The sequence below is a fragment of the Rhodobacter viridis genome, assembly GCF_003217355.1.
Lineage (GTDB): Bacteria > Pseudomonadota > Alphaproteobacteria > Rhodobacterales > Rhodobacteraceae > Rhodobacter > Rhodobacter viridis.
Genome location: NZ_QJTK01000003.1, coordinates 86,917 through 113,548 on the forward strand (window position 1 = coordinate 86,917; position 26,632 = coordinate 113,548).

General features: G+C 63.9%; 25 protein-coding genes and 1 tRNA gene. 7 read left to right on the forward strand and 19 right to left on the reverse strand.

Features of this window, described 5'->3' with window-relative positions; translation table 11 throughout:
* Nucleotides 1–95: 95 nt before the first annotated feature.
* Nucleotides 96–827 (forward strand): SDR family oxidoreductase, encoded by a 732-nt coding sequence (locus C8J30_RS05920; RefSeq protein ID WP_110804798.1) that lies wholly within the window; start codon nt 96–98, stop codon nt 825–827.
* A gap of 27 nt (nt 828–854) precedes the next feature.
* Here the strand turns inward: C8J30_RS05920 and yihA are convergent, their stop codons facing one another.
* From yihA to rpmH, 8 genes are all read right to left on the reverse strand, one after another.
* Entirely contained in the window at nt 855–1,505 is a 651-nt protein-coding gene (yihA, locus tag C8J30_RS05925; protein ID WP_110804799.1) for a ribosome biogenesis GTP-binding protein YihA/YsxC, read from the reverse strand.
* Nucleotides 1,505–2,260, reverse strand: coding sequence for an MOSC domain-containing protein (locus C8J30_RS05930; protein ID WP_110804800.1), 756 nt, complete (start codon nt 2,258–2,260; stop codon nt 1,505–1,507). The genes yihA and C8J30_RS05930 overlap by 1 nt, the downstream gene beginning before the upstream one ends.
* Nucleotides 2,257–4,110 (reverse strand): membrane protein insertase YidC, encoded by a 1,854-nt coding sequence (yidC, locus tag C8J30_RS05935; RefSeq protein WP_110804801.1) that lies wholly within the window; start codon nt 4,108–4,110, stop codon nt 2,257–2,259. Before yidC ends, C8J30_RS05930 begins: the two co-directional genes overlap by 4 nt.
* A gap of 147 nt (nt 4,111–4,257) precedes the next feature.
* Complete coding sequence (locus C8J30_RS05940; RefSeq protein ID WP_342767520.1) at nt 4,258–5,589, reverse strand: GGDEF domain-containing phosphodiesterase; 1,332 nt, start codon at nt 5,587–5,589, stop codon at nt 4,258–4,260.
* Nucleotides 5,590–5,878: 289 nt separating this feature from the next.
* Nucleotides 5,879–6,763 carry a tRNA 2-thiocytidine(32) synthetase TtcA gene (gene ttcA, locus C8J30_RS05945; RefSeq protein WP_110804803.1) on the reverse strand — a complete coding sequence of 295 codons (885 nt, stop codon included), beginning with the start codon at nt 6,761–6,763 and terminating at the stop codon, nt 5,879–5,881.
* Complete coding sequence (gene yidD, locus C8J30_RS05950; protein WP_110804804.1) at nt 6,756–7,025, reverse strand: membrane protein insertion efficiency factor YidD; 270 nt, start codon at nt 7,023–7,025, stop codon at nt 6,756–6,758. The genes ttcA and yidD overlap by 8 nt, the downstream gene beginning before the upstream one ends.
* Nucleotides 7,022–7,525: a ribonuclease P protein component gene (gene rnpA / locus C8J30_RS05955; protein ID WP_110804805.1), complete on the reverse strand. Its 504-nt coding sequence runs from the start codon at nt 7,523–7,525 to the stop codon at nt 7,022–7,024. The genes yidD and rnpA overlap by 4 nt, the downstream gene beginning before the upstream one ends.
* Nucleotides 7,526–7,543: 18 nt before the next feature.
* Nucleotides 7,544–7,678, reverse strand: a complete 135-nt coding sequence (rpmH, locus tag C8J30_RS05960) for a 50S ribosomal protein L34 (protein ID WP_013066095.1) — start codon at nt 7,676–7,678, stop codon at nt 7,544–7,546.
* A 279-nt stretch (nt 7,679–7,957) separates the two neighbouring features.
* On the opposite strand from rpmH, the gene C8J30_RS05965 reads away from it, so the two are divergent.
* Entirely contained in the window at nt 7,958–9,361 is a 1,404-nt protein-coding gene (locus tag C8J30_RS05965) for a sensor histidine kinase (RefSeq protein ID WP_110804806.1), read from the forward strand.
* A 110-nt stretch (nt 9,362–9,471) separates the two neighbouring features.
* Nucleotides 9,472–9,548: transfer RNA gene (locus C8J30_RS05970), tRNA-Arg, on the forward strand.
* 56 nt (nt 9,549–9,604) lie between these two features.
* Here the strand turns inward: C8J30_RS05970 and C8J30_RS05975 are convergent.
* The 6 genes from C8J30_RS05975 to C8J30_RS06005 all read right to left on the reverse strand — a co-directional run bounded on the left by C8J30_RS05975 (nt 9,605) and on the right by C8J30_RS06005 (nt 15,186).
* Nucleotides 9,605–10,663: a tyrosine-type recombinase/integrase gene (locus C8J30_RS05975; RefSeq protein WP_110804807.1), complete on the reverse strand. Its 1,059-nt coding sequence runs from the start codon at nt 10,661–10,663 to the stop codon at nt 9,605–9,607.
* Between the two features lie 262 nt (nt 10,664–10,925).
* On the reverse strand, nt 10,926–11,252 hold the full coding sequence (locus C8J30_RS05985) for a DUF2190 family protein (RefSeq protein WP_110804809.1): 327 nt from the start codon (nt 11,250–11,252) through the stop codon (nt 10,926–10,928).
* Between the two features lies 1 nt (nt 11,253).
* On the reverse strand, nt 11,254–11,469 hold the full coding sequence (locus tag C8J30_RS05990) for a phage head-tail joining protein (protein WP_245909714.1): 216 nt from the start codon (nt 11,467–11,469) through the stop codon (nt 11,254–11,256).
* Nucleotides 11,470–11,471: 2 nt separating this feature from the next.
* Nucleotides 11,472–13,289, reverse strand: coding sequence for a phage major capsid protein (locus C8J30_RS05995; protein WP_110804810.1), 1,818 nt, complete (start codon nt 13,287–13,289; stop codon nt 11,472–11,474).
* Nucleotides 13,286–14,581, reverse strand: coding sequence for a phage portal protein (locus C8J30_RS06000; RefSeq protein WP_110804811.1), 1,296 nt, complete (start codon nt 14,579–14,581; stop codon nt 13,286–13,288). The genes C8J30_RS05995 and C8J30_RS06000 overlap by 4 nt, the downstream gene beginning before the upstream one ends.
* A gap of 59 nt (nt 14,582–14,640) precedes the next feature.
* Nucleotides 14,641–15,186, reverse strand: coding sequence for a hypothetical protein (locus C8J30_RS06005; protein ID WP_110804812.1), 546 nt, complete (start codon nt 15,184–15,186; stop codon nt 14,641–14,643).
* Between the two features lie 248 nt (nt 15,187–15,434).
* On the opposite strand from C8J30_RS06005, the gene C8J30_RS06010 reads away from it, so the two are divergent.
* Nucleotides 15,435–15,701, forward strand: a complete 267-nt coding sequence (locus tag C8J30_RS06010; protein ID WP_110804813.1) for a hypothetical protein — start codon at nt 15,435–15,437, stop codon at nt 15,699–15,701.
* Between the two features lie 293 nt (nt 15,702–15,994).
* Nucleotides 15,995–16,231: a hypothetical protein gene (locus C8J30_RS18835; RefSeq protein WP_220033700.1), complete on the forward strand. Its 237-nt coding sequence runs from the start codon at nt 15,995–15,997 to the stop codon at nt 16,229–16,231.
* Nucleotide 16,232: 1 nt separating this feature from the next.
* On the opposite strand, the gene C8J30_RS06015 is transcribed toward C8J30_RS18835, so the two are convergent.
* The 3 genes from C8J30_RS06015 to C8J30_RS06025 form a co-directional block, all read right to left on the reverse strand.
* Nucleotides 16,233–17,990, reverse strand: a complete 1,758-nt coding sequence (locus C8J30_RS06015; RefSeq protein WP_110804814.1) for a phage terminase large subunit family protein — start codon at nt 17,988–17,990, stop codon at nt 16,233–16,235.
* Nucleotides 17,980–18,750, reverse strand: coding sequence for a hypothetical protein (locus C8J30_RS18290; protein WP_146227867.1), 771 nt, complete (start codon nt 18,748–18,750; stop codon nt 17,980–17,982). Before C8J30_RS18290 ends, C8J30_RS06015 begins: the two co-directional genes overlap by 11 nt.
* 132 nt (nt 18,751–18,882) lie before the next feature.
* Complete coding sequence (locus C8J30_RS06025) at nt 18,883–21,189, reverse strand: AAA family ATPase (RefSeq protein WP_110804816.1); 2,307 nt, start codon at nt 21,187–21,189, stop codon at nt 18,883–18,885.
* A gap of 245 nt (nt 21,190–21,434) precedes the next feature.
* Between C8J30_RS06025 and C8J30_RS06030 the strand changes: the two genes are divergently transcribed.
* On the forward strand, nt 21,435–22,283 hold the full coding sequence (locus C8J30_RS06030) for an asparaginase domain-containing protein (protein WP_110804817.1): 849 nt from the start codon (nt 21,435–21,437) through the stop codon (nt 22,281–22,283).
* A 45-nt stretch (nt 22,284–22,328) separates the two neighbouring features.
* On the opposite strand, the gene C8J30_RS06035 is transcribed toward C8J30_RS06030, so the two are convergent.
* Both C8J30_RS06035 and pepT read right to left on the reverse strand, forming a co-directional pair.
* Nucleotides 22,329–22,841, reverse strand: coding sequence for a DUF4405 domain-containing protein (locus C8J30_RS06035; RefSeq protein WP_110804818.1), 513 nt, complete (start codon nt 22,839–22,841; stop codon nt 22,329–22,331).
* 129 nt (nt 22,842–22,970) lie between these two features.
* Complete coding sequence (pepT, locus tag C8J30_RS06040) at nt 22,971–24,209, reverse strand: peptidase T (RefSeq protein WP_110804819.1); 1,239 nt, start codon at nt 24,207–24,209, stop codon at nt 22,971–22,973.
* A gap of 105 nt (nt 24,210–24,314) precedes the next feature.
* On the opposite strand from pepT, the gene C8J30_RS06045 reads away from it, so the two are divergent.
* Nucleotides 24,315–26,624, forward strand: a complete 2,310-nt coding sequence (locus C8J30_RS06045; RefSeq protein ID WP_110804820.1) for a Tex family protein — start codon at nt 24,315–24,317, stop codon at nt 26,622–26,624.
* Nucleotides 26,625–26,632: the final 8 nt, after the last annotated feature.

Here is a 26,632-nt window from a genome sequence, read left to right on the forward strand (position 1 = left end):
TCGGGAAAGTGTTAGAACCAATCGCGCCCCCTGCCAAGGGCATTGCCAATGCCGCCGGGGTGATTACATCGAGGGGGAAAAGCAGGAGAACGGGCATGGATGGACGGAAGGTATTGCTGTTGACTGGGGCGAGCCGCGGGATCGGCCATGCCACGGTGAAGCGCTTCGCGCGCGAGGGCTGGCGGATCATCACCTGCTCGCGCCAACCCTTTCCCGAGCAATGCCCCTGGGGCGGCGGGCGCGAGGATCACATCCAGCTCGATCTGGGCGACCCCAACGCGACGATTCAGGCGATCGACGAGATCAAGTCGCGGCTGGGCGGCAAGCTGCATGCGCTGGTGAACAATGCCGGGATCTCGCCGAAAGGGCCGGGCGGCTCGCGGCTGAATTCCATCGACACCGACCTGCGCACCTGGGGTCAGGTGTTCCATGTGAACTTCTTCGCCTCGATCGTGCTGGCCCGCGGGCTGAAGGACGAACTCTCGGCGGCCAAGGGCGCGGTGGTGAACGTCACCTCGATCGCGGGCTCGCGCGTGCATCCCTTTGCGGGGGCGGCCTATTCGACCTCGAAAGCGGCGCTGAAGGCGCTGACGCGGGAAATGGCGCATGATTTCGGGCCGATGGGCGTGCGGGTCAATGCGATCGCGCCCGGCGAGATCGAAACCTCGATCCTGTCGCCCGGCACCGAAAAGATCGTCGAGACCTTGCCGCTGCGCCGCCTTGGCCAGCCGCGCGAAGTGGCCGACGTGATCTGGTTCCTGTGCTCGGATGCCTCGAGCTACGTCACCGGGACGGAAATCGAGGTGAACGCCGGGCAGCACGTCTGACCGGCGGGGAAGGGGGGGCTTGCCCCCCTATTCCAGCGTGGCGATGATCGCGCGCAGGGTTTCGATGCCGTCACCCTTTTCCGACGAGGTGACGACGATCTCGGGATAGGCCGCGGGGTGCTTCGAGAGCGCGCCCTTGACCTGCTCGATCACCCGCTCCAGCTCGGCCTTGGAGATTTTGTCGGCCTTGGTCAGCACCGCCTGAAAGGTCACGGCGGAGCGGTCGAGCAGCTGCAGGATTTCCTCGTCGACCGCCTTCACCCCGTGGCGCGCATCGATCAGTACGAAAGCGCGGCGCAGGGTGGCGCGGCCCGACAGGTAGGATTTCAGTAGTGCCTGCCACTTCTTCACGATCGCCACCGGGGCTTCGGCGAAGCCGTAGCCGGGAAGGTCGACCAGATAGGGGCCGCCATCGGTGGTGAAGAAGTTGATCTCCTGCGTCCGGCCCGGCGTGTTCGAGGCGCGGGCGAGGTTTTTGCGCCCGGTCAGCGCGTTGATCAGCGAGGATTTCCCCACATTCGAGCGGCCCGCGAAGCAGACTTCGAGCCGGTCGGCCGGGGGCAGGCCGGTCATCGCGACCACGCCCTTGACGAACTCGACCTGCGCGGCGAACAGCAACCGGCCGCGCTCGCGGGCGTCCTGTTCGGGCTCCGGGGCCAGCGTGAATTGCATCTGCATCAAAGCACCTCCACCGTATCGTTCAGCGTGATGGTGCCGCTTTCGATCACTGTTGCATAGCAGCCGAAGTGCCAGTCGCCGTTCAGGCGTTCGAGCAGCTCCAGCATTTCAAGGTCTTCCACCCCGGTCTCCGGGTTGGTGCAGGTCGCCCGGCAGCGGGTGATCGGCATCGCGACTTCAAGCACGGCCCCGCCGATGCGCAGCCGCTTGCCCACCAGATCGCGCTCCGCCCAGGGCGCCCAGCCCTCGACCCAGAGATTGCCGCGGAAGCGGTGGCGCGAGAGCGCGACCCCGGCAGCTTGCCCGAGCGCGGTCAGCGAGGCGAGCGACAGCAGCGAAATATAGGGCTCGGCCATGTCGGCCAGCGCGATCCCCTCGACCCGTTCCACCGCGCGGGGCGCAGGGCGGCTGTCGGGCCAGAGCGGTTTCAGCCAGTCGATCAGCCGCGCCTGATCCTCGGCCCGGTCGGGATCAAGGGTCAGATCGGGCTGCTCGGGATGGCGCAGGGTGATCTGCCCGCCCTGAGCCATCCGCGCTGTGATCGCCATCAGCTTCGGGGCCGCTACACCGCGCACGAAGTTCTGCTTGCGCGCCCAGACGCCCAGCGGGCTTTCGAATTTGGCCGCCTCATGCGAGACCGCCCAGACCCGGTCAAAAGGCAGAACGCGCCCCTGCATCAGGGGCGCGCTTTGGATGTCCTCATGGCCGATCGACTTGATCGGATGGCGGACGATGTGGCTCAGTCGTCCGGTCATTTCTTCGGCGTTTCAGGCGCGGGCTTCTTGCGGAAGCTCGACGCGATATTGCCAAAAAGATCGGGCCGTTTGCCGTGCAGCGTCATGATCGAATACTGCTGGATGAAGGTGATCGTGTTGTTCGCGATCCAGTACAGCACGAGGCCCGAGGCGAAGCTGCCCAGCATGAACATGAAGATCCACGGCATCCAGGCGAAGACGGCGGCCTGGCTCGGGTCCGACGGTGCCGGGTTCAGCTTTTGCTGGAACCACATCGAGATGCCCAGCAGGATCGGCAGCACGCCAAGGCTGAACATGAACAGCATCGAGCCCGGTTGCGGCGTCGCAAAGTCGAGCAACCCGAACAGGTTCAGGATCGAGGACGGATCGGGGGCCGACAGGTCATGGATCCAGCCGATGAACGGCGCGTGATAAAGCTCGATCGTGACGTAGATCACCTTGTAGAGCGAGAAGAAGATCGGGATCTGCAGCAAGACCGGCAGGCAGCCCGCGGCGGGATTGATCTTCTCGCGCTTGTAAAGCTCCATCATCCCTTTCTGCATCGCCTGCTTGTCGTCCTTGGTGCGCTCTTTCAGCGCCTCCATCATCGGCTGGATTTCCTTCATCTTCGCCATCGAGATGTAGGAGGTCCGCGCCAGCGGGAAGACGATCAGCTTGATGATCACGGTCAAGGCGATGATCGCGAAGCCCATGTTGCCCAGCACGGCGTGCAGCCAGTGCAGCAGACGGAACATCGGTTTCGTCAGGAAATAGTACCAGCCCCAGTCGATCGAATCGACGAAGCGGGTGATCTGCGGCCGGTTCGGGTCGACGCGGTCGCCCAGCAGGCTGTCGAACCAGCCCGGAGCGTTCTGGTATTCGGCGATCGCTTCCCATTCCTTTGCGCCCGCGAAGAGCCGCATCGTGACCGAGGTGCTCGCCCCGACGGCGATTTCCACGGCGGGCTGGCGGGTCTCGGTCTGGTAAAGATCGGCCGACGGCACGTATTTCACCACCGAGGTGAAGCGCGCGGTCTCGGGGATCAGGGTGGTCATCCAGTATTTGTCGGTGAACCCGGCCCAGCCGCCCGAATCGGCGGTCAGCACATCGGCCTGTCCCTCGCCCTCGACCGTGTCGAGATCGGTGATCTTCTTGTATTTGATTTCCTGCAACTCGCCATTGGTCATCCGCACCGCACCCTCGTGCAGCACATAGACACGGTTGCCGCTCGGAATGCCGTGACGGGCGATGATGCCCCAGGGCGCGATGCTGACGGGCGCGGCCCCGGTGTTTTTCACCGCATCGGTGACGGTGAACAGGTATTGCGGATCGACGGCGATAGTGCGGGTAAACAGAAGCCCGGCGCCATTGTCCCAGGTCAGGGTCAGCGGCGTTTCCGGGGTCAGTTTCGCGCCCGGCTGCGCGGTCCAGAGCGTCTTCGGTCCGGGCACCTGCGCGGCCGTCACGCCAGCCAGCGCCGACCAGCCCTGAACCACATAATAGGGTTTCGCAGCCGCAAGATCGCTGCCGCCAACCGGTGCCAGCAAGCGCACCAGAGGCGAATTCTCGTCCAGCTTTTCATGGTAGCGCTTCAGCGACAGATCATCGAAGCGTGCGCCCAGAAGCGAGATCGAGCCGGTCAGCGCCGGGGTGTCGATCGCGACCCGCGGCGCCTCGGGCGCGGGGTCGACCGCCGGAACGGCCGTTGCCACCGGAGCTGCCGCCGTCGGCGTGCTTTCGCTTGCCGTCTGGCTTTGTGTGACCGGGTCCGTCGCTTTCGGTTTCGGCGGCGGGAAGAAAACGGTCCAGACGACGATCACCAGTGCCGAAAGCACCGTCGCAAGGATGAGGTTCCTGTTTTGATTGTCCATGGGCGTGTATTTCCCCTGCCGGTCCGGAGTCGGCCCGGTTCAACAGAAGGGGCGGCAAAAGGTCAAGCGGTTTCGCGCAGGAGCCCCGTGCAAGCGCCGATTCCCGCCTTTTGTCGCAGCGGAAAAAGGGCCCGGCGGCGCTGTCAATCAGGCGCCGCGGCGCAGATCCGGACGCGGGATCGACGAAAGCCGTGCATCGTGGCGCAGCATCCACGCGGCGCATTCATCCAGCGGCAACGGCGCCGAAATCGCCTTGCCCTGCACATGACTGCAGCCCAGCTGCCCCAGCATCGCATGTTCGCCGATCGTCGCCACGCCCTCGGCCAGGGTTTCAAGGCCGAGCCCCGCGGCGAACGAAACGATGGCCGAGACCAGACGCTGCTGTTCCGGATCCCGCTCGACATTGGTGACGAAAGAGCGGTGAATGCGAATCCGTTCCGCTCCGGTGCGGCGGATCGCCGAGACCGAGATCGGACCGGTGCCGAATCCGGCCAGCTCGATCCGGCAGCCCATCTTGGCGCATTGCGAGACATTGCGCATGATCACTTCGTCATCGAGCCGCGCTGTCACCTCGCGGTGCAGGACAAGGCAGACTTGCTGCGGATGCACGTCGAAACGGTCGAATTCCCATTTCAGCCGGTCATACATCTTGGGGTCGGTGACATGTTCGATCCCGATCGGCAGGCTGATCAGGCCGGGGGTGATCGGCAGCTTGTCCCATGCGCGCAACGCGCCGAAGCATTGGAACAGCATCACCTCGGACAGGCGGACCTGCAGGCCCTTGGCGATCACCGCGGGCAGGATCTCGGCTTCCGCCAGAATGCCGCGGTCGCGGTCCAGCCAGCGCGGCACCGCCTGCATGCCGGAAATCGCCCCGGTGTCGGTGCTGATCTGCGGCTGGAAGTAAGCGACGATGCGACCTTCCTCGAGGGCGGGGGTGATGTCCGAGGCCAGCTTGCTTTGCACGGTCGGGCCCTGCTTGATCTCGGGCGAATAGGCGCGGATCGCCCCGGGGCCGTTGCGGCCGGCCTCGTCGGCGGCCATCTCGGCGGCGTTCAGAATCGCTTTGCCCGTCGGGTCCGGCGCCCGGGTCATCAGACAGAAACCGACATGGCTGGTGATGTTGATGCTGCGCCCGCTGATCGAATAAGGCGCGTCGCAGGCCAGTTGCAGCCGCCTGGCCAGCTGGATCATGCTTTCAAGATCGGGGCGCTGGGTCGGGGTCAGGATCGCCGCATACCGTTCGCCATCCAGCAGGGCGATTCGGTCCGAATTGCGCAGCACGCCGCGGATGCGCTCGCCAAAGCCATGCAGGAACTCTTCGAACTCCTCGCGCGACATCTGCCGCGCCAAGGCCGTCGGATCATCGACCCCGATCACCAGACAGGCGGTGCCCTTGCCACTTTCCCGCGCGTCTTGCGCGGCGGTCTGCATCATCTCTTCGGCATCGGCGCGCTGCGGCAGGGCCTGCAGGTTGATGCCTTCTTCCTCGGTCTCTTCGGGGGGGGGCCAGAGGGCGGCTCATCCAGGCGACCATCAGAGCGGTGGCCCCGACAAGGGTCATGCCTTCGAGCCCGAACCACAGGCCGGCCAGCGAGACCGCCGGCAAGAAAGCGACCATCTCCCGACGCAAGAGAATCGGCCCCCGCAGTTTTGCCTTGCGTTTCTTGCCCTTCTTCGTTGCCTTGACCATTCTGCCCTCAACCCGTCATGAGGGGCGCACCCCTCCTGTCGGGGTCGACCGTAGGCAGGTTTGGTCAGCGATTGGTTAAGGAGCTTGTCGCAAATTCGGAATGTTTTCGATAAAATCCGACGCAATCGGCGCTTCGGCTCGCATCAGTGCGGCGAAATCGAAAATACCCGGGTCGCACAGATGCGAGGGGCGCACGTTCATCAGGGAGCGGAACATCACCTGACGACGGCCCGGGCTGCGGGCTTCCCAGCCGTCGAGAATCTGTTTCACCTGCACCCGCTGCAGGCCTTCCTGCGAGCCGCAAAGATTGCAGGGGATGATCGGATAGCCCATGCCACGGGCGAATTTCTCGCAATCGGCCTCGGCGACGAAGGCGAGCGGGCGATAGACGAACAGATCGCCTTCCTCGTTCAGCAGTTTCGGCGGCATCGTCGCCAGCCGTCCACCGTGAAAGAGGTTCATGAAGAAGGTTTCAAGGATGTCGTCGCGGTGGTGGCCGAGCACGACGGCCGAGCAGCCTTCCTCGCGGGCGATGCGATAGAGGTTGCCGCGCCGCAGTCGCGAACACAGGCTGCAGGTGGTCTGACCTTCCGGGATCTTTTCCTTGACCACCGAATAGGTGTCCTGAAACTCGATCCGGTGCGGCACCTGCATCCGGGTCAGGAACTCGGGCAGGACGGTGGCCGGAAAGCCCGGCTGGCCCTGATCGAGGTTGCAGGCGAGCAGCTCGACCGGCAGGAGGCCGCGCCATTTCAGCTCGATCAGCGCGGCCAGCAGCGTGTAGCTGTCCTTGCCGCCCGAAAGACACACCAGCCAGCGATCGCCGGGCTGGATCATGCCATAGGTCTCGATTGCCTCGCGGGTCTCGCGCAGGATGCGCTTGCGCAGCTTCTTGAACTCGGTCGAGGACGGCGCCCCCGCCAGAAGCGGCGGCAGGCCGGTGTCGTCATCGTCAAACATGGTCGTGATCCTTGTGCCGCGTCGCATCGAAGGCCGGATCGGCGCCCGGCACCGGGTCGTAGCCATGCCCGCCCCACGGATGGCAGGACAGAACCCGTTTCGCCGCAAGCCAGGTGCCCTTGAAGGCCCCGTGGCGTTCCAGCGCGTCCATCGCATAGGCCGAACAGGTGGGCTGATAGCGGCAGCCATGGCCGACCCAAGGCGAAAGCAGCAGCCGATAGGCACGCACGGGCAGCGAGACGACAAAGGCGAGCGGGCTCATTTGCCCCGTCTCCGCCCCTTCGGCACCTCGCCCAGCGGGCGGGGCTTCAGGCTGCGCCCGGCGTGGAGGTCGGCGATGGCGCGGGCAAGATCGGCCTGAAGGGCCGCGAAGTCACGGGCGGCGGTGGCCTCTGGGCGGCCGACAAGGACATAGTCCCAGCCCGGCAGGCCAAGGCTCGGCAGGCCCAGCCGCGCCACTTCGCGCAGCCGCCGCTTCGCGCGATTGCGCGCGACGGCATTGCCGAGTTTCTTCGAACAGGTGAAACCGACGCGGATCACGTCGGCGGGCGCGCCGTCACTGTCGCCGCGCTTGCGCGCCTGCACCAGAAAGCCGGGCGCGCTCATCCGCTGCGCCGAGGCGGCGCGCAGGAAATCGGCGCGTTTGCGCAGGACCGTGATGACAGGTTTGGCGACGCCGGGCGCCGGACAAACGGAAACCGCCGGGGCAGTTCCCGGGTCCCGACCCTCTGGGCCAGTCGCGGGAGCCTCCGGCGGTGTCATGCGGTCTGGCCGTCAGCCTTACGCCGACAGAACCTTGCGGCCGCGGGCGCGACGAGCATTGAGGACCTTGCGGCCGCCTTTGGTCGCCATGCGGGCGCGGAAGCCGTGACGGCGGGCGCGAACGAGGTTCGACGGCTGGAAAGTGCGTTTCATCGCGGATACTCCGGTTGTCTTGTCGGGGGGGCAGCTGGATTCCTGCCGGATTCGGCCGCCCTGCAATTGAAGCCCGGTCTTTAGGGGCATCCTTTGCACAAGTCAATTCACCCGTGCGGGTTTTTTGCGCATCCACCCCCGGCGCGGCGTTTGCGCCCTTCCGCTACCGCCAACAGCCCCCTATGTAGGTGCAAAAGGCTTTGGTATTCCATAAAAATGCTGAAGACATGAGGAGGGGGTGAAAGGACCCCCGGGCGGATCGACGCCGATCGGGACAGGATGAAGGTCAACACGCTTTCCGGGCGGTTTCTTGTGCTCACGACGGTCTTCGTCGTGTTGGCTGAAGTGCTGATCCTGTTGCCGGGCCTTGCCAACTTCCGCGAAGATTATCTGCAGACCCGGCTCGAGCGCGCCCAGATCGCCTCGCTGGCGCTTCTGACCACCGATACGATGATCGAACCCGACCTCGAGCAGGAACTGCTCGACAATGCCGGGGTTTACAACGTCGTTCTGCGCCGCGATGCGGTGCGCCAACTGGTGCTGTCCTCGCCGATCCCGCAGCCGATCTCGGCCACCTATGACCTGCGCGAGGAACCCTTTCTCAATCTCGTCCGCGATGCGCTGGCGGTTCTGGCCGATCCCGAGAATCACGTGATCCGGGTCATCGGCGATCCGGTGCAAAAGGGCGGTCTGGTGATCGAGGTGACGCTGGCCACCCAGCCGATGCGGCTCGCGATGATCGAATCGGGTCTGCGGCTTCTGTCGCTCTCGGCGGTGGTCTCGGTGGTGACGGCGTTCTTGCTGTTCTTCCTTGTGCGACGCCTGATGGTGGTGCCGATCAAGCGCGTCGTCGCGCATATGGCCGCCTATGCCGCCGCGCCCGAGGATGCCCGCACGATCATCCGGCCCGAGGCCCGGATCGAGGAGCTGCGGGTGGCCGAGGATGCGCTGGCCTCGATGCAGCATCAGCTGACGGCGGCGTTGCGGCAAAAGGAGCGGCTGGCGCAGCTTGGTCAGGCGGTGGCGAAGATCAGCCACGATCTGCGCAACATCCTGACCACGGCGCAGCTTTTCGCCGACCGGATGGAGGGATCGGACGATCCGGCGGTGCAGCGGGCGGCGCCGAAGCTGATGGGCTCGATCGGCCGCGCGATCAATCTGTGCGAGACGACGCTCGCCTTTGGCCGCGCCGAGGAGCCGCCGCCGAAGCTCGAACCCTTCGATCTGGCCGGTCTGGTGACCGAGGTGATCGAGGGCGAAGAGGGCCTGACCGCCGAAGTCGAATTCCTGTCCGACGTGCAGCCCGGCTTTGAAATCCATGCCGACCGCGAGCAGCTTTACCGGGTTCTGTCGAACCTCGCCCGCAATGCGCGGCAGGCGATCGAGGCGACGGGCAAGCCCGGCACGATCGAGATCGGCGCGGGCGACGAGCCCGAGGGTTGGTGGATCCGCGTGCAGGACACCGGGCCGGGCCTGCCCCTGAAAGCGCGCGAGCGGCTGTTCCAGCCGTTCTCGGGCGGGGTGAAGAAGGGCGGCACCGGGCTTGGCTTGGCGATTTCGGCCGAACTCGTGCGCGGTCACGGCGGGCGGCTCGACCTGTTGCGCACCGACGAGACCGGCACCGAATTCCGCCTGCATCTGCCGCGTCCGCTGCTTCTGGCGGGCGACGAGACCGCCGTCTGAGCGGCGCCCCTGAAATCCGGGCAAAATCCGGGGGCGAAAAGAAATCTTTCGATCTCCTCGTTTTCGGGCTTGCAAAGGTTTTCCTGCGGGGCTACATCGCCCCCCACGACGGACCCGTAGCTCAGCTGGATAGAGCATCAGACTACGAATCTGAGGGTCGGGCGTTCGAATCGCTCCGGGTCCGCCACTTCCTCAAAAACTTTCTGATTTGTCAGCCGCTTGCGAGGCGGTTTGTCAAACTTGTCAGCCGAGTTTGACAGTTTCAGTTGCGCTTGTGTTCTTGTCGAGAGCGAGAATTGCCCGCTCTGCGAGGTTTTTTCGGCTGGCCGCGACAGTGTAGCGTGTCACTTCGGCCAGCGACTTGTGACCAGAGATAGCCATGATCTCGTGGGCGGTGCAGCCTGCTTCCGCAAGACGGCGGCACGTCGCCTTCCGCAGCCCGTGGGGTGAAAGACTGTCAGGCAGTTTAGCTTCCCGCACCATCGCGCGAAACCAGTTGGTGAAGCCCGCCGGGGTGAAGGGCTTCCCTTGCGCCGTCACAAGGAAGGCAAGGTTATTGAGCGGCAGTCGATCGAGGGTCGCCTTAAGCTCAGGGTGCAAGGGGATATGCACGTCCTGCCCGGTCTTCTGTTGGACGATCGACAGAACCCCGTTGCGGACATGCTGCCGCCCCATCCTCACCACGTCCGAACGCCGCTGGCCCGTATATAGCAAGAGCGACAAGGCAAGATGCGCGCGGGTGCCGGGTTTGTGCTGCGCGATGAAGGCTTCGATATGCTCTTCTTCCCAGGTCAGGAAGCCGCCCGTTTTTTCTTTGGCCTTGCGCACATCGCGAGTCGGATCGTCGCCCCGCCAGCCAAGTTCCACCGCATGTCGCATCAGAAGGTGAATCATGCGCAGCATATTATTGGCAGCCGATGGCGTCTCGGTTTTGGCGGCAACGATGCTCTGCACATGCCGCCTTTCCATGTGCGCAACGCGCTTGTCACCATGTTCGGCGCGGAAGCGTTCGATGATCCCGCGATAGGTGGCCTTCGTGGAGTCGCTCAGGCCCTTGAAGTCTGAGGTGCGATAGTAGCTCGCCACCAGTGCAGAGACGGTGCCCGGTTTGCTGCGGTCCTTGCCTATTTCGACACGTTCGCCGACCGACGCCTTTTCATAGGCTGCCATGAACTCGGGCGACCACGGCAGGCCGGGCAAGGCGAGACGCGGAAAGCCGGGGCGGCGGTAATACCAGCGCACCTTGCCGTGTCGGTCCTCGAAGCCTTGGCAGTATTTGGGAGGTTTTCGAAGTTGTTTCATGTTTCAGTCCCAATCGTTCGTTTCGGGGGCTGAATCTTCACCCGGAAGGGCGTCAAACGCCAAGTCCAAAGCGCGACAGTCCCAGATTCGCCGGGTTCCGATGCGCTTGGGGCTGGGCATTTCGCCAGCGGCAACCAGCTTGTCAAAGGTTGTGGGGCTTACACCGATGTAGCCCGCCGCCTCGACACGCGACAGCCCGCGCCGAGTCGGCGGGGCAATCGGGGAAGAGGGGCGGGCTTGAGTCTGCATCTGCGGGCGAGCCTCAGAACCCCGACAGACGCACGCGCACGGATGCCGTGTCGGCGGGGGCGGCTTCGACAGCAACGCCCAGTTTCGTGTTGCCGCTGGCCGTGGAGGTGGCGAGCTTCGACGTTGCGTTCCAATACACGACAGCGCCCAGCGTGAAGGCATTGGCCGCGACTTTCGGCAGATCAAAGACGCCCGTAACCACTACGTCCACCAGATCGCCCGCACCCGCGCCACCCGCCGCAATGCCGACGATATTACCCGCGATCACCACTTCATCAGACGAGACAGCGGCGGGGGCGGGAATTGTCAGGTTCGAGCCTGCTTGCATGAAGGATTTCATCTTAGAGTCCTTTCGAGGTTTGAAGTCGGACAAGCGCCAGCCGCCCGCGTTGAAGCCGCGCGATTTCCGAGTCGAGCGCGGCGATTGCCCGTTCGATCTCGCCTTGCGAGCGGTAAGTGATTTCCTCGCCGTTTTGGTCGCGCAGGGTGCGGAGGCCCGAAAACCGGGCTTCCTGCAGTTTGTCGCGATATTCGCGGAGGGTTTCGACGGTCGCCACGATCAAGCTCCCGTGCCGTGATAGGCGCCGCGCCAATCGAGCCAACCGCAACCGAAGTCGAGCCAAGCACGGTATTTGAGTCCCAGCGTGTCCCAAGCCTCTTGGCGCTGGATCTGCACACCCTGCGCGCTGGCAAGATAACCGTATTGGAGCGAAGGCACCGAAGCCGGATCGGCCAGCACATACCAGCCGAGTCCGGTGATGCGCGGTTCGACAACAATTTCGAGCTTCCCGGCCATCGGGTTCACGTCGCCCGAAGTCGCGGCATAGATCGCCGTAAGCGCGCGTTCCGCACCCGCTTCAAGTTCCGGCCCCACAACAAGGTATTTCGGCTTCACGGCCAGAATGGTCTTGCCGTCCAGCCCTTTGACGGTGCGCATGGCCTGCCGCGCCGCAAGAAGAGCGGAAATCGCGGCGTCAATGTCGCGAAGGTCCGTATTCGAACCCGTCACGAGGTTGCCCCGCGTGGCATGGAAGACCGCTTTGGCATCGCTCAGTTTCGGATTGCCGGTAAGCAACTTCACCAGTTCTTCGGCTTCCGTCTGGGCGGCGGCTTGCCCCATTGCGGCGGTCATGTCCCCCAAGAGCCCCAGATCGTCGTCGATCAACAGCTTCCGCGAAACATTGATCGCCCGCCCGAAGGTCTTCAGGCTCATGCTTTCGCCCGCTTCGGCGCGGCTCGTGTGCTTGAACTCGCCGTGTTCGGTCATTTCTTCAAGTCGCCCCATCTCGCCAAGACGAATGGCCGTCGACTCTTTGAAGTTCGGAAGCACCCGTTGCCGCGCGAGCGCCTTCAGCGGCGACTCCGCGGCTTGATATGCCTGCGCCGCAACCTTGTTCATGGCATTCGAGACGAGAGAGGGGAAATCACTCGTCCCCATCGCGCTACGTTGCAGGATTTCATCTTGCGTCATGCCGCGCACCGACACGCCAGCCCGCGCAAGGGCTTCCCGCGCGTGATCAAGAAGCGACATGCCGACAAACTCACGCGCGGCGGCGGGCAGTTCGCCCCCGGCCATGCGGAATGCCAGCGCATCGGCGGCGCGGGTCTGCACTTGCGCCGGGTCGTCGTGCGAACGGGTGACACGGATTCGCGGGGCCTGGCGCTTCAGCAACTCTTCGCGCGCAGCGGCGCGAATGGCGTCTTCATCCAGATCGGTTGCGGCCATGCCTTCGGCCCATTCTTCGGTAAGGCCGCACGCGGAGCGGATCGCTTCCACGAAATCGGGCCGGGTTTCGGTATCGAGGGGCATCGTTGCGCTTCTCCTTTGAATAATGGCGCGATGATCGGCGGGGATGGGAGTCAGGCTGACTTCGAGAAGCCGCCACCTTGTTGCGGTCTTGGTGCGTTGCCGCGTGTCGGGGTCGAAGGACTCGGCCCATTCGAGAACCTGATAGCCCGCGCTCACATGGCGCAGCACGCCATCCCGCACGCGCTCGAAAAGCGGTTCAATGTCGGTTGCCATGCCCAGCCGCAGCGATGCCGTCACGGCGCTGCCATCGACGGCGATTCCGAAAGCGCGCCCGACAGTTTCCCGCGCGCTGGCCCGGTGATCGGTCAGAAGCGGCAGATCGGTTGCGGCGTCGAATTGCAGCCCTGCGGGGTCAAGCACTTCGAGAAACGGCCCTTTGGAGTCCTTGCGGGTGACGGGCGTGTTGGTGGCGATCACGGCGCGAAAGGTGCGATCCTCTTCCATGTCACCGACACGCGGCGCAGTGCGGGTCAGAAAGTCCCCGGACGTGGCATCAGCGGGGGCAAGGCGGGGGTTCGGGGTGATCTTGGAAGCCCGCGCAGGGTTTCCGGTGAGTCGAATGTTCATGCTTTGATGCCCTTTTGTTCAACTGAATGTTGAGTAAGGTTGAGCCCCAGAGCGGACTCGCGCGCCCGATCGGCCGCAATATCGGCGTCGATCGCGGCAACGTCATAACCAAGCTGCGCAACGGCCATGCGGCGGCTGATGAGCCCCATATTAAGCATTTCCCGCGTTGCCTTGGCGTCAGACTCCGGGTCCACCCATTGCGGCTTCGGAAAATGCCACTCGGCCCCGCAGGTTGTTTCGGTTGCGCCCCGAAGGGTTTCGAGGGCTTGCCAGCGCGCCCAGATCCGGTTGAGAGCGGGGACAAGAAGCGTGTGCTGAATGGCTTCGATACGGGCGCGGAACTGCACCAGTGCGGTTCGGGCGCTCGAATAGTTCACACCCCGCATGTCGCCAGAAAGCAGGAACTCGGGGATTTGCAGCCCCGCCGCGATCTGCCGCAAGCTGACAGCCACCAGTTCAACGGCCTGCGCCATCTGCTGCGGTGTCGAGAACCGCACGTCATAGCCCGCAGGCAGGAAGCGCATCACGCCCGGCTCAAGGCTCACGTCCAGCGGGTCGTTGCTGTCGAACGGCGCAGCGCCGCCCGTGCCGTTTTGGTCAATGACGAAGCCGCAGAGCATAGACTGAATCTTCGCATTCACCTGCAGCGCGTCAATGAGCTGACAAAGCTCGTTCAGCGGCAGGATCACGGGCGCGAACCACGACAAACCGCGAGTCTGCCCCGCGCCAAGGCGGCGGAAGAGGTGAATAAGGTCTGCAGCTTCCACGCGGACGGGCGCGCGAAACCCGGTAAAGGCATCGGTCGGACGGCTGGGGCGGAAGTGGTAAGCAACAGGCTCGTCTTCGGCGGAATATTCGATCCCTGCCGCAATATAGCGCCCGTCATGCAGTTCTACGCTATAGGACTCGTCCAACTGTTCGGCGGGAACATGCTGCAACCGCAATGTACCGTCTTCGTTGGCTCGCATGACCAGCAGGGCTTCGCCATCCGTCACAAGCGCATCGGCAACTTCGGTCAGAAGCGCCGCGAAATCGACGCGCGCCGCCCAATCGGCAAAGGCGGCATCACAGGCGGCACGGCTGGCCTCGTCTTCGCTCGTGCTGGCCGCGGTGACGCCATAGCCCACCAGCGCGGTTTTAAGGATCTCAGCAGCATTCCCGGCAGTCGGATCGTTGAAGCGCAAGTGACGCGCGCGGCCCCGAACCTGCGAAGCCCCTGCCAGCACCTCCGCCCCGGTCGTGCCGAAGGCGGGCGTGTTATTCCAGCGTTTGCCCGAAGCCCCTTCGAGCATCCGAAGGGCGGGTGCAACGGGCTTTTCGCGGGTGAAGAGACGAGGCCAGCGCAAAGCGTTCACTCCTGCCCGAAGAGGGCCGAGAAGATCGGCTGCACAAGGGTCGTGACGGGGAACAAGTTTGTCTGAGTGATAACAAACAGGTTGTTTTCCGCGTCGAAAGTGGCGAACTGCGGGTTGATATTCAGATCAACCCATTTACCCATTTTTGCGCAGGTCTGTTCCCAAGGGTGGGAAAGAATGTCGAAGCGGATAAATACGCCTTCCCCCGCCATAATGGCATTGAGGTGTGCTTCAAACGCCGGATAGCCTTGAGTTTTACTGAATCCAATCCCAATGTCCCGCAAGTCTCGGTTGATCGCCTCAATCTGCCCGGTGGAGCCGCCATTAAGGCTAATCGTAATGGCAACAACTGCCGCAGCGATGTCCGCGGCGGAATACTGGATTTCTCGGCCTTGCGAACGATGAGAGGCGGTAAGGATCAACCCACGGTCGCGCATGGTGCGCGCTCGGGAATAGAGCCGGTCGCGTTCTTCGTCGTCCTTCCCTCGGAGGGTGGCGATGGCATCCGTGATCTGGCGCAATGTGGCGGTGTGGTCGGTCATCGAAGGTTGTCCCAGGGTGATGATTTCGAATGACTGGAAGGTAGCACCTGCGTCGAGAGGACGCAAGAAGAACTTGCTTCCGTTTGACGCAGGTGCTACCTTCCAGTCACCAAAGTTCACTTGTCATCGTTGGGGGCGAGCAATCGCCCCGATCAAAGAACACGGGGAAGACAGGCCCCGCCCCGATTGGGGGAAGCCCCGGCTGCGTCCTCCACCGCTGCCGGGGCTTTTGTTTTAGGAGTCATCGCGTGCCGACAGAAATCATCATCGAACCGCATTTTAGATGGAACACGCGCCGCTTGCCCCCACCGCCGCCCGGCCTTGAGGGCCGCAAGCTGGCCGAATGGGCGCGCGGCTGGCGCAGCCTGCACAAATGGTTCCGATACCAAGTATCAGAGGACGAACGCTACTGGCTGTCTGTCTGCGAGGTTATCGGGCTGGCTGCCACGGAAGCCTTGCTTGGCGAGAGGGATGAGTTCAGAATCGACTCGCTTGGCAACTGGCCCGATCTGTGAGATAATCAACAGGACTTATTTATATTCACTGTGAGCAATAAGCCGTCAATAGGTGCCGAATGATCGAGCCGAAAATAACCTATCGAGTCGATGGACACGAATATGTGGTCGTGGAACAGGAAAGAGGAAATTATCTCTGCCGCAAGGTTGGGGAAGAGGGTGGAAAGGTGTATTATTTCAATAGTTCCACTCACGAAGGGCCCTTTGACGATCCGCCCGTTAATATCGGTGATTGGCTTTAGTCTAATAGTTATTGCTTAATAATTGAGAAAATTGAAGGCGTGTGGAGGGAAATGGACGAATCAGACTATAGCAATGCAGCAGATAGATTGCTTGGGGAAACGCAAGCTCGAATGGATTTCGAAGAGTTCATACGGCATGTCCGTTTGACCACTGATGATGAGGTTAGCCTTTCTGGACGACTTCTTGACATGATCGGTGATGCATTTTATCGACCCCCATATGAAAATTACACGAATGAGTTTTTGCGTCAAATTGCTCTTGCTGTCGTGCGCGCTAATGTCAGATAAATTACCCACCCAACCACTTTGATTTAACCACGGTCGGCGCCTTTCGGGGCGCCGCTGCACTTGCAAGCTCTGCCGCCCGCAGGTCTTCACGTTGCCCGATGATCTGTCGCACGGCGAGCGCGTAAACGGTGGCGTCGAGCGTTTCGGCGCGCTTGCCTTTGATACGCTCGAACCGGGCTTCGGGCTTGCCGCGAACATAACGCACAACGCGCCGCTCCGAGGTCAGTTGCTCGAAATAGATCGGTTGCAGGGCTTCTCCGAACCGAATCCCCTGCGTTCTTGCGAGCCGCGCAAACAGAGCGGATTTCGCGGCGTCGACTCCCACAAGCCAAAGGTGTTGCCCCTTGGTTCCCGAACGCTGGAAGACCGGGCGCGAGAAGCCCGGAACGCCCTTGATCGGCACGACACGGCGCCCGAAGCGGGGTTTGCAATATGCCATGACGTGTTGCAGGTGCCCGCCGTCCGAGGAGTCGACGGCGCAAGCGTCAATGCGGATCGTGCCGCCGTTCGGGTGCTGCCAGCTTTCCTTCAGCAGCGAGTCGAGGTCCTGCCAGACGCTTTCGCCGTCGATCGGCCCCCAGAAGACTCGATGATCGAGCACCAGCCAATCGGAATCGGTGTGCCCAGCCAGCACAACTTCAAGCCGATCGTCCTGGCAATCGACGCCCGCCGTGATCCAAAGCACGTCGGGCGGCAGGCTGTCGAGGTGGAAGGGCTCGCGCCGCGCGAATAGCTCGTGCTCGTCCAGATCCTCGCCTTCGGACTTCCAAGCCTGACCCAGAATGGTGTTGGTGAACACCTGCAGCGTTTCGGGCGCACGTTTGGCCGAAAGGAACTCGGCTGCCAGTTTCCCCCAGCGCGCGTTGTGGTGCGGGCTGACAAGGCAGTTGATCCGAAACCCGGCATGGCCCGTAACCTCTGGCGCTGTCACCCGCCAGCGGCCTTGCGCGACCATCTGTGGCTTGAACCGTTCGTCGATCAGGCAACCGCATTGCGGGCAGGCCCAAGCCGCCTTGTCGAGCTGGCCTTCCGGCCATGTGATCTGTGCCCACTCAATTTCTGAGAAGCCGCCGCACTCCGGGCATAGGCATTCGTAAATGCGGCGATCGGACTCGGCATATAGGCGTGTGATCGGGCCGAAATCAAAGATTGGCGTCGATCCGGCCAGAATCTTGCGGTCTCGAAAGGTCATGGTGCGCATTTCGGCCAGCTTGATCGGGTCGCCCTCTTGCGAAACCTCGTAACCGTCGGTTTCGTCCATCGCGAGAAACCGGGTTGTGTGTCGGCGCAGGTTGCGGGGCGATTTCGCCGCAAGGAATTTTAGGCTGCCACCCGGAAAGCGGCGGGCAAGCATGGTGCTGCGCCCGGATTCGTCCGCATCGTCGGACAGAAGCCCGCGCAGGGTGGGGGATGCCTCGAAAAGCGATTCAAGCTCAACGCTGAAGTCGCGCGCATCGTCGGCGGTTGGTTGCAATGCGATGATCGGGGCGGGGGCATTGGCGACGAAATGCGCGAGCGTTGCAGAAAGCCATTGCGTGTAACCGATTCGCGCGCCTTTTAGAATCGTGACGCGCTCGATTTCCGGGGATTCGAGGGCTTCGCACCAGCCGCGTTGAAACGGCCAGAGGTGCATCAGGCCCGGCAATGCGCTGGCACTTGCTGGAATGTGGACGCTCGACTCGATCCAATCTGCCAGCGGGACGTTCGGCGGCGGCAAAAGCGATTGCAGGGCTTTGCGGCGAATGGCTTCAATGGTCATGGGCAAGGCCCTCCAAGGCGGTGCGGATCTCGCGTTCCAGCGTGGCAATGTCGGTTGCGGTGAGGTGGGGCAGCGCCGCGCCGCAGCGCGAAGGAACGGCCAGCAAAGCGTTGCGCAGATCGCGCAGGATCGAAGCCCATTCGCGGGTCACGGCATCGGCTTCGACAAGCTCGCCCCGTGCGGCGGCATTGGCGATTGCCAGCTTGTCGGCTTGCTCGCGCGCCAGCCGTAGCTTTTCGGCTTTCAGATCGTTCGAGGGCGCATCGCGATTGGCGGCGATCTTGCGCAGGTGCTCGATATACCGCCCGACACTTTCGGCCACATCATAGCGGGCACGGGCGCTGCGCAGAAAGATTCCTTCTCGGGCTTTGGTTCTAACCTGCGAGAGCGACAACCGCGTGAGGGCGGCAAGCTCGCGTTCGTCCATTTGCGCGGGCAGCGTGGAGAAGCCGGATTCAGCGCCGCTGGCAGGCGACTCTTTCGGCAGGGCTGCAGGGTCAGGCAAAGCCGGACTCTGGGCTCCCTGCGCGCTCTGCGGGGCGTGAGTTGCGTTTTGCGCCGACCCGCTTGCCGCAGCTTTAACCGATTTCGGGCTGACGCTGTGCGGGCAGGGCTGGATATTTTCACCCATCAGGTCGCCAAAGATGTCTTCATCTCTCAACCGCATTTTCAGGATTCCCTGTTCCGAAAAAAATTTGGGAAGTGCGAAGACTCGCGGCTCAGGGTGCCCCGCGTGGCACGTGCCGGGGGAAGGACCCAAAGCCGCGATCTCACAACCGCCTTCGATCTCACAACCGCGATAAGCGGCGGCGCGGCGGTTCGCTTGTTCATTACTTCTGTCTTCATCTGCTTATTCCTTGGTTGCTGCATCGGTTCGGAAATTCGGAAACCCCTAAAGGGGGTTTTCCGGATTTTCCGAGTTCCCGCCGCTTTGCCGCCCGGAAATTTCCGGAAACTTTCCGCCTTTTTCCGGATTTTCCGACAGGTCGTCGAAGTCGCTCAAATCGTCGAAGCTGTCAGGATCGGGCAGCGCGTAGCACCCGCCGCGATAGTCCAGAGCCCCTTTGTCAAGCAACCCTCGCAACGCATTGTCCAATGTGCGCCTGCGACTGTCGGGATTATCTGCGGAAGAAACCTGACGCCCTTCGATGCAGGCTTGCCGCAAGGCGCGCTCTTCAACGTCACAACCGTCTTTCGCGATTTCATGAAAATGCGCCATGACAGCTTTTTCGCTTCGGTTAAGACGAACCTGCGGCGCGGCTTCACCGTTCGCCAGTTCCGCGCAGCGCGGCAAGGTGATTGCATCGCCGTCTTCGTCCTTGCCGCCGTCTTCGGTCGCAATGCGGAACGCAATATCGCGCTCGCAGGTGCCATTGCGGTTTTTGGTGAGTTTGCCGCGGATCACGCCCGCCTCCTCTCGCTTCACATGCAGCGCCACATCAAGCGCGCCATTCAGGATAGAATGCCCGCGCGGGAGTCCTTGCTGCCCGTCCTTCGTATCGTGATGCACCAGCACCACGGCGGCGCCCCATTTGGTGAGCGATCGGGCGACCGACACGACGCGCCCCATAGCTTCCGCGCTGTTCTCTTCGAGGCCGGGAAAAGCCATCGCCAGCGTATCGATGATCACGAGTTGCGGGCGTTGATCTTTCACGGCGCGCTTCAACGCCACCAGATCGGGCGAGTCCTTTGCCAGAAGATCCGAGACGCCTTCCACAAGGACGAAGCCCGACGCGTCACCGTGCGCCATGCGCAACGCTTTCACTCGCCCGCGCATCCCGTGAGGGTCTTCCGCCGCAACGTAAAATGCCTTTCCAGCCTTGCAGCGCATCCCGAAGGCGTTTCGCCCCTGTGCAACGGCATAGGCAAGGAAGGGGGCCAGCAAGGATTTCCCCGCGCCCGGCGCCCCGACGATGCACCCCACATCGCGTTCAGCGATCAGCCCTTTGATCAGGTAGCTGCGCGCTGGCGCAGCTTCGCAATCGGCGGGCGAAAGAAAGGACAGGCGCGCGGGCGTGTCGGTCTTCGGGGCTTGTGCTTCCGGCTCGTCGCCCAGGTCCTCGAACTCGTCGTCGGGAATCGGCTCACTCCAACCGTGTTCGCTGGCCTGCTTGAACAAGAGCCCGCCGCCAATGTTCCCCGCTTGCCCCGCGCGCAGGCTGCGCCAGATCGTCTGGCATTCCCGCAAGCTGAAGCTGGGATTCTGCGCTGCCCATTTCACCAGAGCTTCGAACCCTTCGGGCGAGCCGTTCGACTCCTCATGCACGGCCATGACGATTTCGCAAAAGCGCGGCCAGTTCGGGGCACCGTCATTGGGAATCGCCATCAGCGCCGAAACCACGGTGGCCCAAGGCTTCCCGCACTTGCCTTGCCCCTTCCGTTCGGTGCCGCCCATCAGATCGCCGAACACGTCATCCGCTTTTGGGCGGGCATAGATCGGGCGCAGGTTGGGCACCGTGTCGAGGGCCGCACCGTCAACAAGCAACGTCTGCAACGGGTGAGCCTTGCCGCCGCCTTTCTTTGCATCGCGCATCGCGGCTTCGCCGAAGTAATAAGACTGCGAGGGCTTGAAGGACTCTTCGCTCAGGGTGCCACCCAAGGCACCATTGAGCCGGGCGCAAAGGGCTTCGCGCTCTTGCCGTGTGACTTCGCGTTGCAGGGGACAAATAACGCGCCAGCGGGGGGCGTCGGGCGCGTGGTGCGTCGAGGTGTAGAAGAGCGCCGCAACCCCCGCCGCGCGCAGCATATCGGCGGCGCGTTCCATCGGCACTTCCCCGGCGTCATAATCGCCTTCGATGCCAGAGACGGATTGCAGGTTATCATCCCAGCGCAGGCAGAACCCCGGCTTGCCGTCTTTCGAGGGTTTGGCCCGATCACCGAAGCGCGCCAGCTTCAAGAGCGGCAAGCCGTCCTTGCGCTCTGCCTTGGCGGCTTTGATCCTCCCTTCCAACTCGCGCAGGGTCAACCGCTCGCGGCGCAGGCTCGAAGCCTTCACATCGGGGAAGAACGTCACGGGAAGGGCCAGATCAAGCACCGAAACCCCCGCTTGCGATGCGGGCAAGGTCGGTGTATCTTTCTTGAAAGGGATTATTTCCTTGGAGTTTTTGGAGCCGTTGCGGGTGCGAGCCGCAGCGGCTTCTTCCTTTTCAGGCGGTCCCCAGAGATCCCCGAAAACGTCTGGTGCAGATTGAATGCCCATAGTTGGCTCCGTGGTTGGAGCCTCGCAGGCGGTTTGACAGCACCAGAAAAAAGCCTTTGAAACCAGTGACGGGTTGCGGGCGGGTTTGACAATGGAAGCTGTTATTTGCGTTCGCTTGTCTCATTTGCTCCGGGTCCGCCACTTCCTCTTCGACTGTGAAAGCCACGCCTTCGGGCGTGTTTTTTATTGCCCGGCCGGGCCCTTCGCCCTATGGCGCAGATCAGGCGCGGCTTTGGGAGAGAGCGATGACCCTTCTTCTGATCCATACCGGCGGCACGATCGGCATGGCCCCGGGGCCGCTGGGTCTGGCGCCGAAGCCCGGTCTGGTCGAGGCGGCGCTGGCCGAGCGTCTGCCCGTTGGCGCCGTTCTGCACACCCATGTCTTTCGGCCGCTGCGCGACAGTGCCGATATCGGTCCCGCCGACTGGAACGCGATTCTCGACGCGCTTGATGCCCATCCCGGCGTGCCTGCGCTGGTGATGCATGGCACCGACACGATGGCCTTCACCGGGGCGGCGCTGGCGCAGGCGCTGGCCGGGACCGAGCGTCGGGTGATTCTGTGCGGCTCGATGCTGCCGCTCGGGCAGGGGGGCGATGCCGAGCGCAATCTCGATCTGGCGCTCGCGGCCGCGCATGCACCCGGGATGGGGGTCGATTTGGCCTTCGACGGGCGGCTGATGGCGGCGGCGGGGCTGGTGAAGCACGACAGCCATGCCCGCGATGCCTTTCGCAGCCAGCCGCAGGATCACGCGCCCGCGCCGAAAACCCGCCGCTTCGATCCGGCGCGGCGGTTGGCGGTGCTGACGCTGTCCCCCGGTTTGCCGGGGGCGGCGCTGGCGGCGATGCTCGCGGCGCTCGATGGCGCGGTGCTGCGGGTCTTTGGCGCGGGGACGGTGATGAACGATCCCGCGATCCTCGAGGCCCTGCGCGGCGCCGTGGCGGCGGGCAAGCGGCTGCGCGCGGTCAGCCAATGCGAGGCGGGCGGGCTGGCGCCCGGCGCCTATGCGGCGGGGGCGGGCCTCTGGGCCGCGGGGGTCGAGAATGGCGGCAAGGAAACGCCCGAGGCGGCGCTGATCCGGCTTTGGCTTTCCTGATGCGTCAGGGGCCCCGAAGGGCCCCTGACGCAGGGTCGAACCGCGTTATTGCGCGGCGGCAGGGGCGGTCGCGGTCAAGAGCGCCTCGGCCACGGCTTCGGTCGATTGCGCCGAGGCGGTGCCGACAGCGGCCAGCGTTTCCTCCGGCCCGGTCACTGTCAGCCCGGCCTCGGTCAATTTCGCGGCCAGCGTCGCGCCATCGGTGCCAAAGACCGGCGCCACATCGGCGATCTTCGCGTTCATCACCTGCATCGCCAGCGCGAATTGCGGCGGGCCCGAGCGGCCCTCGCCCGAGGGGATCGCGAAGGGGATCGAGATCACCAGCGACACGACCAGCGCGATCCACATTGGCGCGCGTTTCACGTAATTCGTCACCGAGCGCCAGTTCTTCCAGACGTGCAGCACGAAGGGCAGGATCAGCACCATCGACAGGATTTCATGCATCTCGCGGAAGGTCGCCTGCCCGACATGGAAGAAAAGGGCGACGCCCGAAACAAGCGAGATCAGGAACAGCCCGGTGATGAAGGGCGTGGCGTATTTGTTGAAAAGATCGTTCATCTGACTGTCTTTCTGTGGGACCGGAGCCTGCCCCGGGTGCCTTGGGAGGTTTCAGATTTCAAACGCGAACGGCCGCAACTTCCGTCGCGGCCGTGGAAAAATCCGTGATGTCGAGGCTGCGGCAGGCTGTCACACCGCCTTGGCCGCCATCTGCACCAGCCGCAGGCAGACCTGCGTCGCCTTCTCCATGTCCTGCACCGAGACCCATTCCAAAGGCCCGTGGATGTCCTGCATGCCGGTGAAGATATTCGGGCAGGGCACGCCCATTTCGGTCAGCCGCGAGCCATCGGTGCCACCGCGGATTGGCACGGACAGCGGTTCGATGCCCTCGGCGCGGCAGGCGTCCCGAGCCAGATCGACCGGGGTCATGTCCTTTTCCAGCCAATAGCGCATGTTGCGATACTGCGGGCGGATCGTGCAGGTGATCTCGGCCCGCGGTTCGGTGGCGGCGACAGCGGCGCAGACTTGCTGCAAAAGCGCCCCGCGGGCGGCCAATCCGTCGAGTTCGAAATCGCGCAGGATGATCGAAAACTCCACCTCGGCCGCCGTGCCCGCCATGTTGGTGATGTGCCAGAAGCCCTCGCGGCCGTCGACCACCTCGGGGGTTTGCGTCGCCTGCGGCAGCATCTCGATGATCTTCGCCGCCAGATGCAGCGCGTTCACCATCTTGCCCTTGGCGGTGCCGGGGTGGGTGGACACGCCCTTCACCTTCACCTTGGCGCCATCGGCAGAGAAGCTTTCATATTCGATCTCGCCCACAGCGCCGCCATCGAGCGTATAGGCGAAATCGGCGCCCAAGTCCGCAGGCAGCCGGGCATCGACGCCGCGGCCGATCTCCTCGTCGGGGGTGAAGGCGATGCGCAGCTTGCCATGCGGGATCTGCGGGTTGGCGATCAGATGCTCGGCCATCGTCATCAGGATCGCGACGCCCGCCTTGTCATCGGCACCCAGAAGCGTCAGCCCCGAAGCGGTGATCAGATCATGCCCGACCTTCTCGCCCAGATAAGGGTTGGCAGCGGGCGAATTCACCAGACCGGGCGCATCCGGATAGGTGATCTCGCCGCCATTGTAGCCGCGAATGACCCGCGGTTTCACGCCTTCCGCATGATAGGCGGGGGCGGTGTCCATATGGGCGAGCATCCCGATCACCGGGCCTTCCGCCGTCGCGGGCACCGTGGCCAGAACGGCGCCATAGTCGGTCACTGTCACCTCGGCGGCGCCGATCCGGGTCAGTTCCTCGGCCAGCATCCGGGCCAGGTTCAGCTGAATCGCGGTCGAGGGGGACGACGGGCTTTCCTCGTCGCTTTGCGTATCGACGGCGGCGTAACGGCACAGGCGCTCTTCGAGGCTGGGGCAAAATTCGGTCATGTCGGACTCCTTTGGTGCAATGGGACGCGGCCGGGCGGAAGTGTCAAGACTTGCCCCGTGACGGCGGCGCGGCTACATCACCCTTCCGGTCGAACGGAGGACCCCATGGACACCGCCACCCGCATTGCCCGCACCATTGCCGAGGAAATCGCCGCCACCCCCGCCCAGGTCACCGCCGCGGTGGGGCTGCTGGACGAAGGCGCGACCGTGCCCTTTGTCGCGCGCTACCGCAAGGAAGTGACCGGCGGGCTGGATGATACGCAGCTGCGCAAGCTGGCGGAACGGCTCGATTATCTGCGCGAACGCGAGGCGCGGCGGGCGGCGATTGTCGCCTCGATCACCGAACAGGGCAAGATGACCGACGAGCTGGCGCTGTCGCTCGCCCGGGCCGAGACCAAGGCGGAACTGGAAGACCTGTATCTGCCCTACAAGCCGAAGCGTCGCACGAAGGCGATGATCGCGCGTGAAAACGGCCTTGGCCCGCTGGTCGAGGCGATTCTGGCCGATCGCAAGGCGGTGCCGGAAAAGCTGGCCGAGGGCTACCTTTCTGAAGCCGTCGCGACGGTGAAGGATGCGCTGACCGGCGCGCGGGAAATCGTCGCCGAAGGGCTTGTCGAAAACGCGGCGCTTCTGGGCAGCCTGCGCGAGTTTCTGGCGCGCGAGGCCTACATCACTGCGAAGCTGGTGGACGGTCAGGCCGAGAAGGGCGCGAAGTTTTCCGATTATTTCGATCACCGCGAACGCTGGGCCGATGTGCCCTCGCACCGGGCGCTCGCCATGCTGCGCGGCTCGAATGAAGGCGTGCTGACGCTCGACATTGCCCCCGACGAAGACGGCGTCGCCCGGGCCGAGGCGATGGTGGCGGCGGCGCTTGAGGCGAAGACCCAGGCGCCGGGGGATGTCTGGTTGCGCTCTGTCGCGGGCTGGACCTGGCGGGTGAAGCTGAGCCTGTCGATGATGCTCGATCTGCTGTCCGAAATGCGCGGCCGCGCGCAGGACGAGGCGATCAAGGTCTTTTCGCGCAACCTCAAGGATCTGCTGTTGGCCGCGCCCGCGGGCGCCAAGGCGACGCTGGGGCTGGACCCGGGCATCCGCACCGGCTGCAAGATCGCGGTCGTCGATGCGACGGGCAAGGTGCTGGCGACCGAGACGGTCTATCCCTTCCCGCCGAAATCCGATCTGCGCGGCACGCAGGCGACGCTGATCCGGCTGATCACGGCGCATAAAGTCGATCTGATTGCCATCGGCAACGGCACGGCCAGCCGCGAATCCGAGCGGCTGGTGGCGGAAACGCTGAAGCTTCTGCCCGCTTCGGTGAAGGCGCCGACCAAGGTTGTCGTGTCCGAGGCCGGGGCCTCGGTCTATTCGGCCTCGGAACTCGCGGCGAAGGAATTCCCCGATCTCGACGTGTCCTTGCGGGGCGCGGTCTCGATTGCGCGGCGGCTGCAGGACCCCTTGGCGGAACTCGTGAAGATCGAGCCGAAGTCGATCGGCGTCGGGCAATATCAGCATGACGTCGATCAGTCGAAGCTGGGCCGGGCGCTGGAAGGTGTCGTCGAAGACGCGGTGAACGCGGTCGGCGTCGATCTGAACACCGCCTCGGCGCCGCTGCTCGCCCATATCTCGGGCCTCGGGCCGGGGTTGGCCGAGGCGATCGTGGCGCATCGCGATGCGAATGGCGCCTTCAAGAGCCGCAAGGAACTCCTCAAGGTCAGCCGCCTTGGGCCGCGGGCTTTCGAACAATGCGCGGGCTTCCTGCGCATCACCGCGGGGACCGAGCCACTGGATGCCTCGTCGGTCCACCCCGAGGCCTATGATGTCGCCCGCGCCATCGTGAAGGCCTGCGGGCGGGACATTCGCGCGCTGATGGGCGACACGGGGGCGCTTTCGAAGCTGCGCCCGCAGGAGTTCGTGACCGAGAAATTCGGCCTGCCGACCGTGCGGGACATTCTGGCGGAGCTGGAAAAACCCGGGCGCGACCCGCGGCCGTCCTTCGTCACCGCGACTTTCGCCGAGGGGGTCGAGGACATCAAGGACCTGAAACCCGGGATGCAGCTCGAAGGCACGGTGACCAACGTCGCGGCCTTTGGCGCCTTTGTCGATATCGGCGTGCATCAGGATGGGCTGGTGCATATCTCCCAACTCGCCGACCGCTTCGTCAAAGACCCGCATGAGGTGGTGAAGGCGGGCGATGTGGTGAAGGTGCGGGTGACCGAGGTCGATGTTCCGCGCAAGCGCATCGCGCTCACCATGCGCAAGGATGGGGGCACCTCGGCCCGCGAGGACCGCGCCGCCCGTGGCCCCGAGGCGCCAAAAGGGCCGAAGGGCAAACAGCCGATGTCGGCCAGCCCGAAGACCAGCCAGGCGACCGGCGGCTTTGGCGCGGCGCTGCTGGATGCGATGAAGAAACGCTGAGGGCCCCC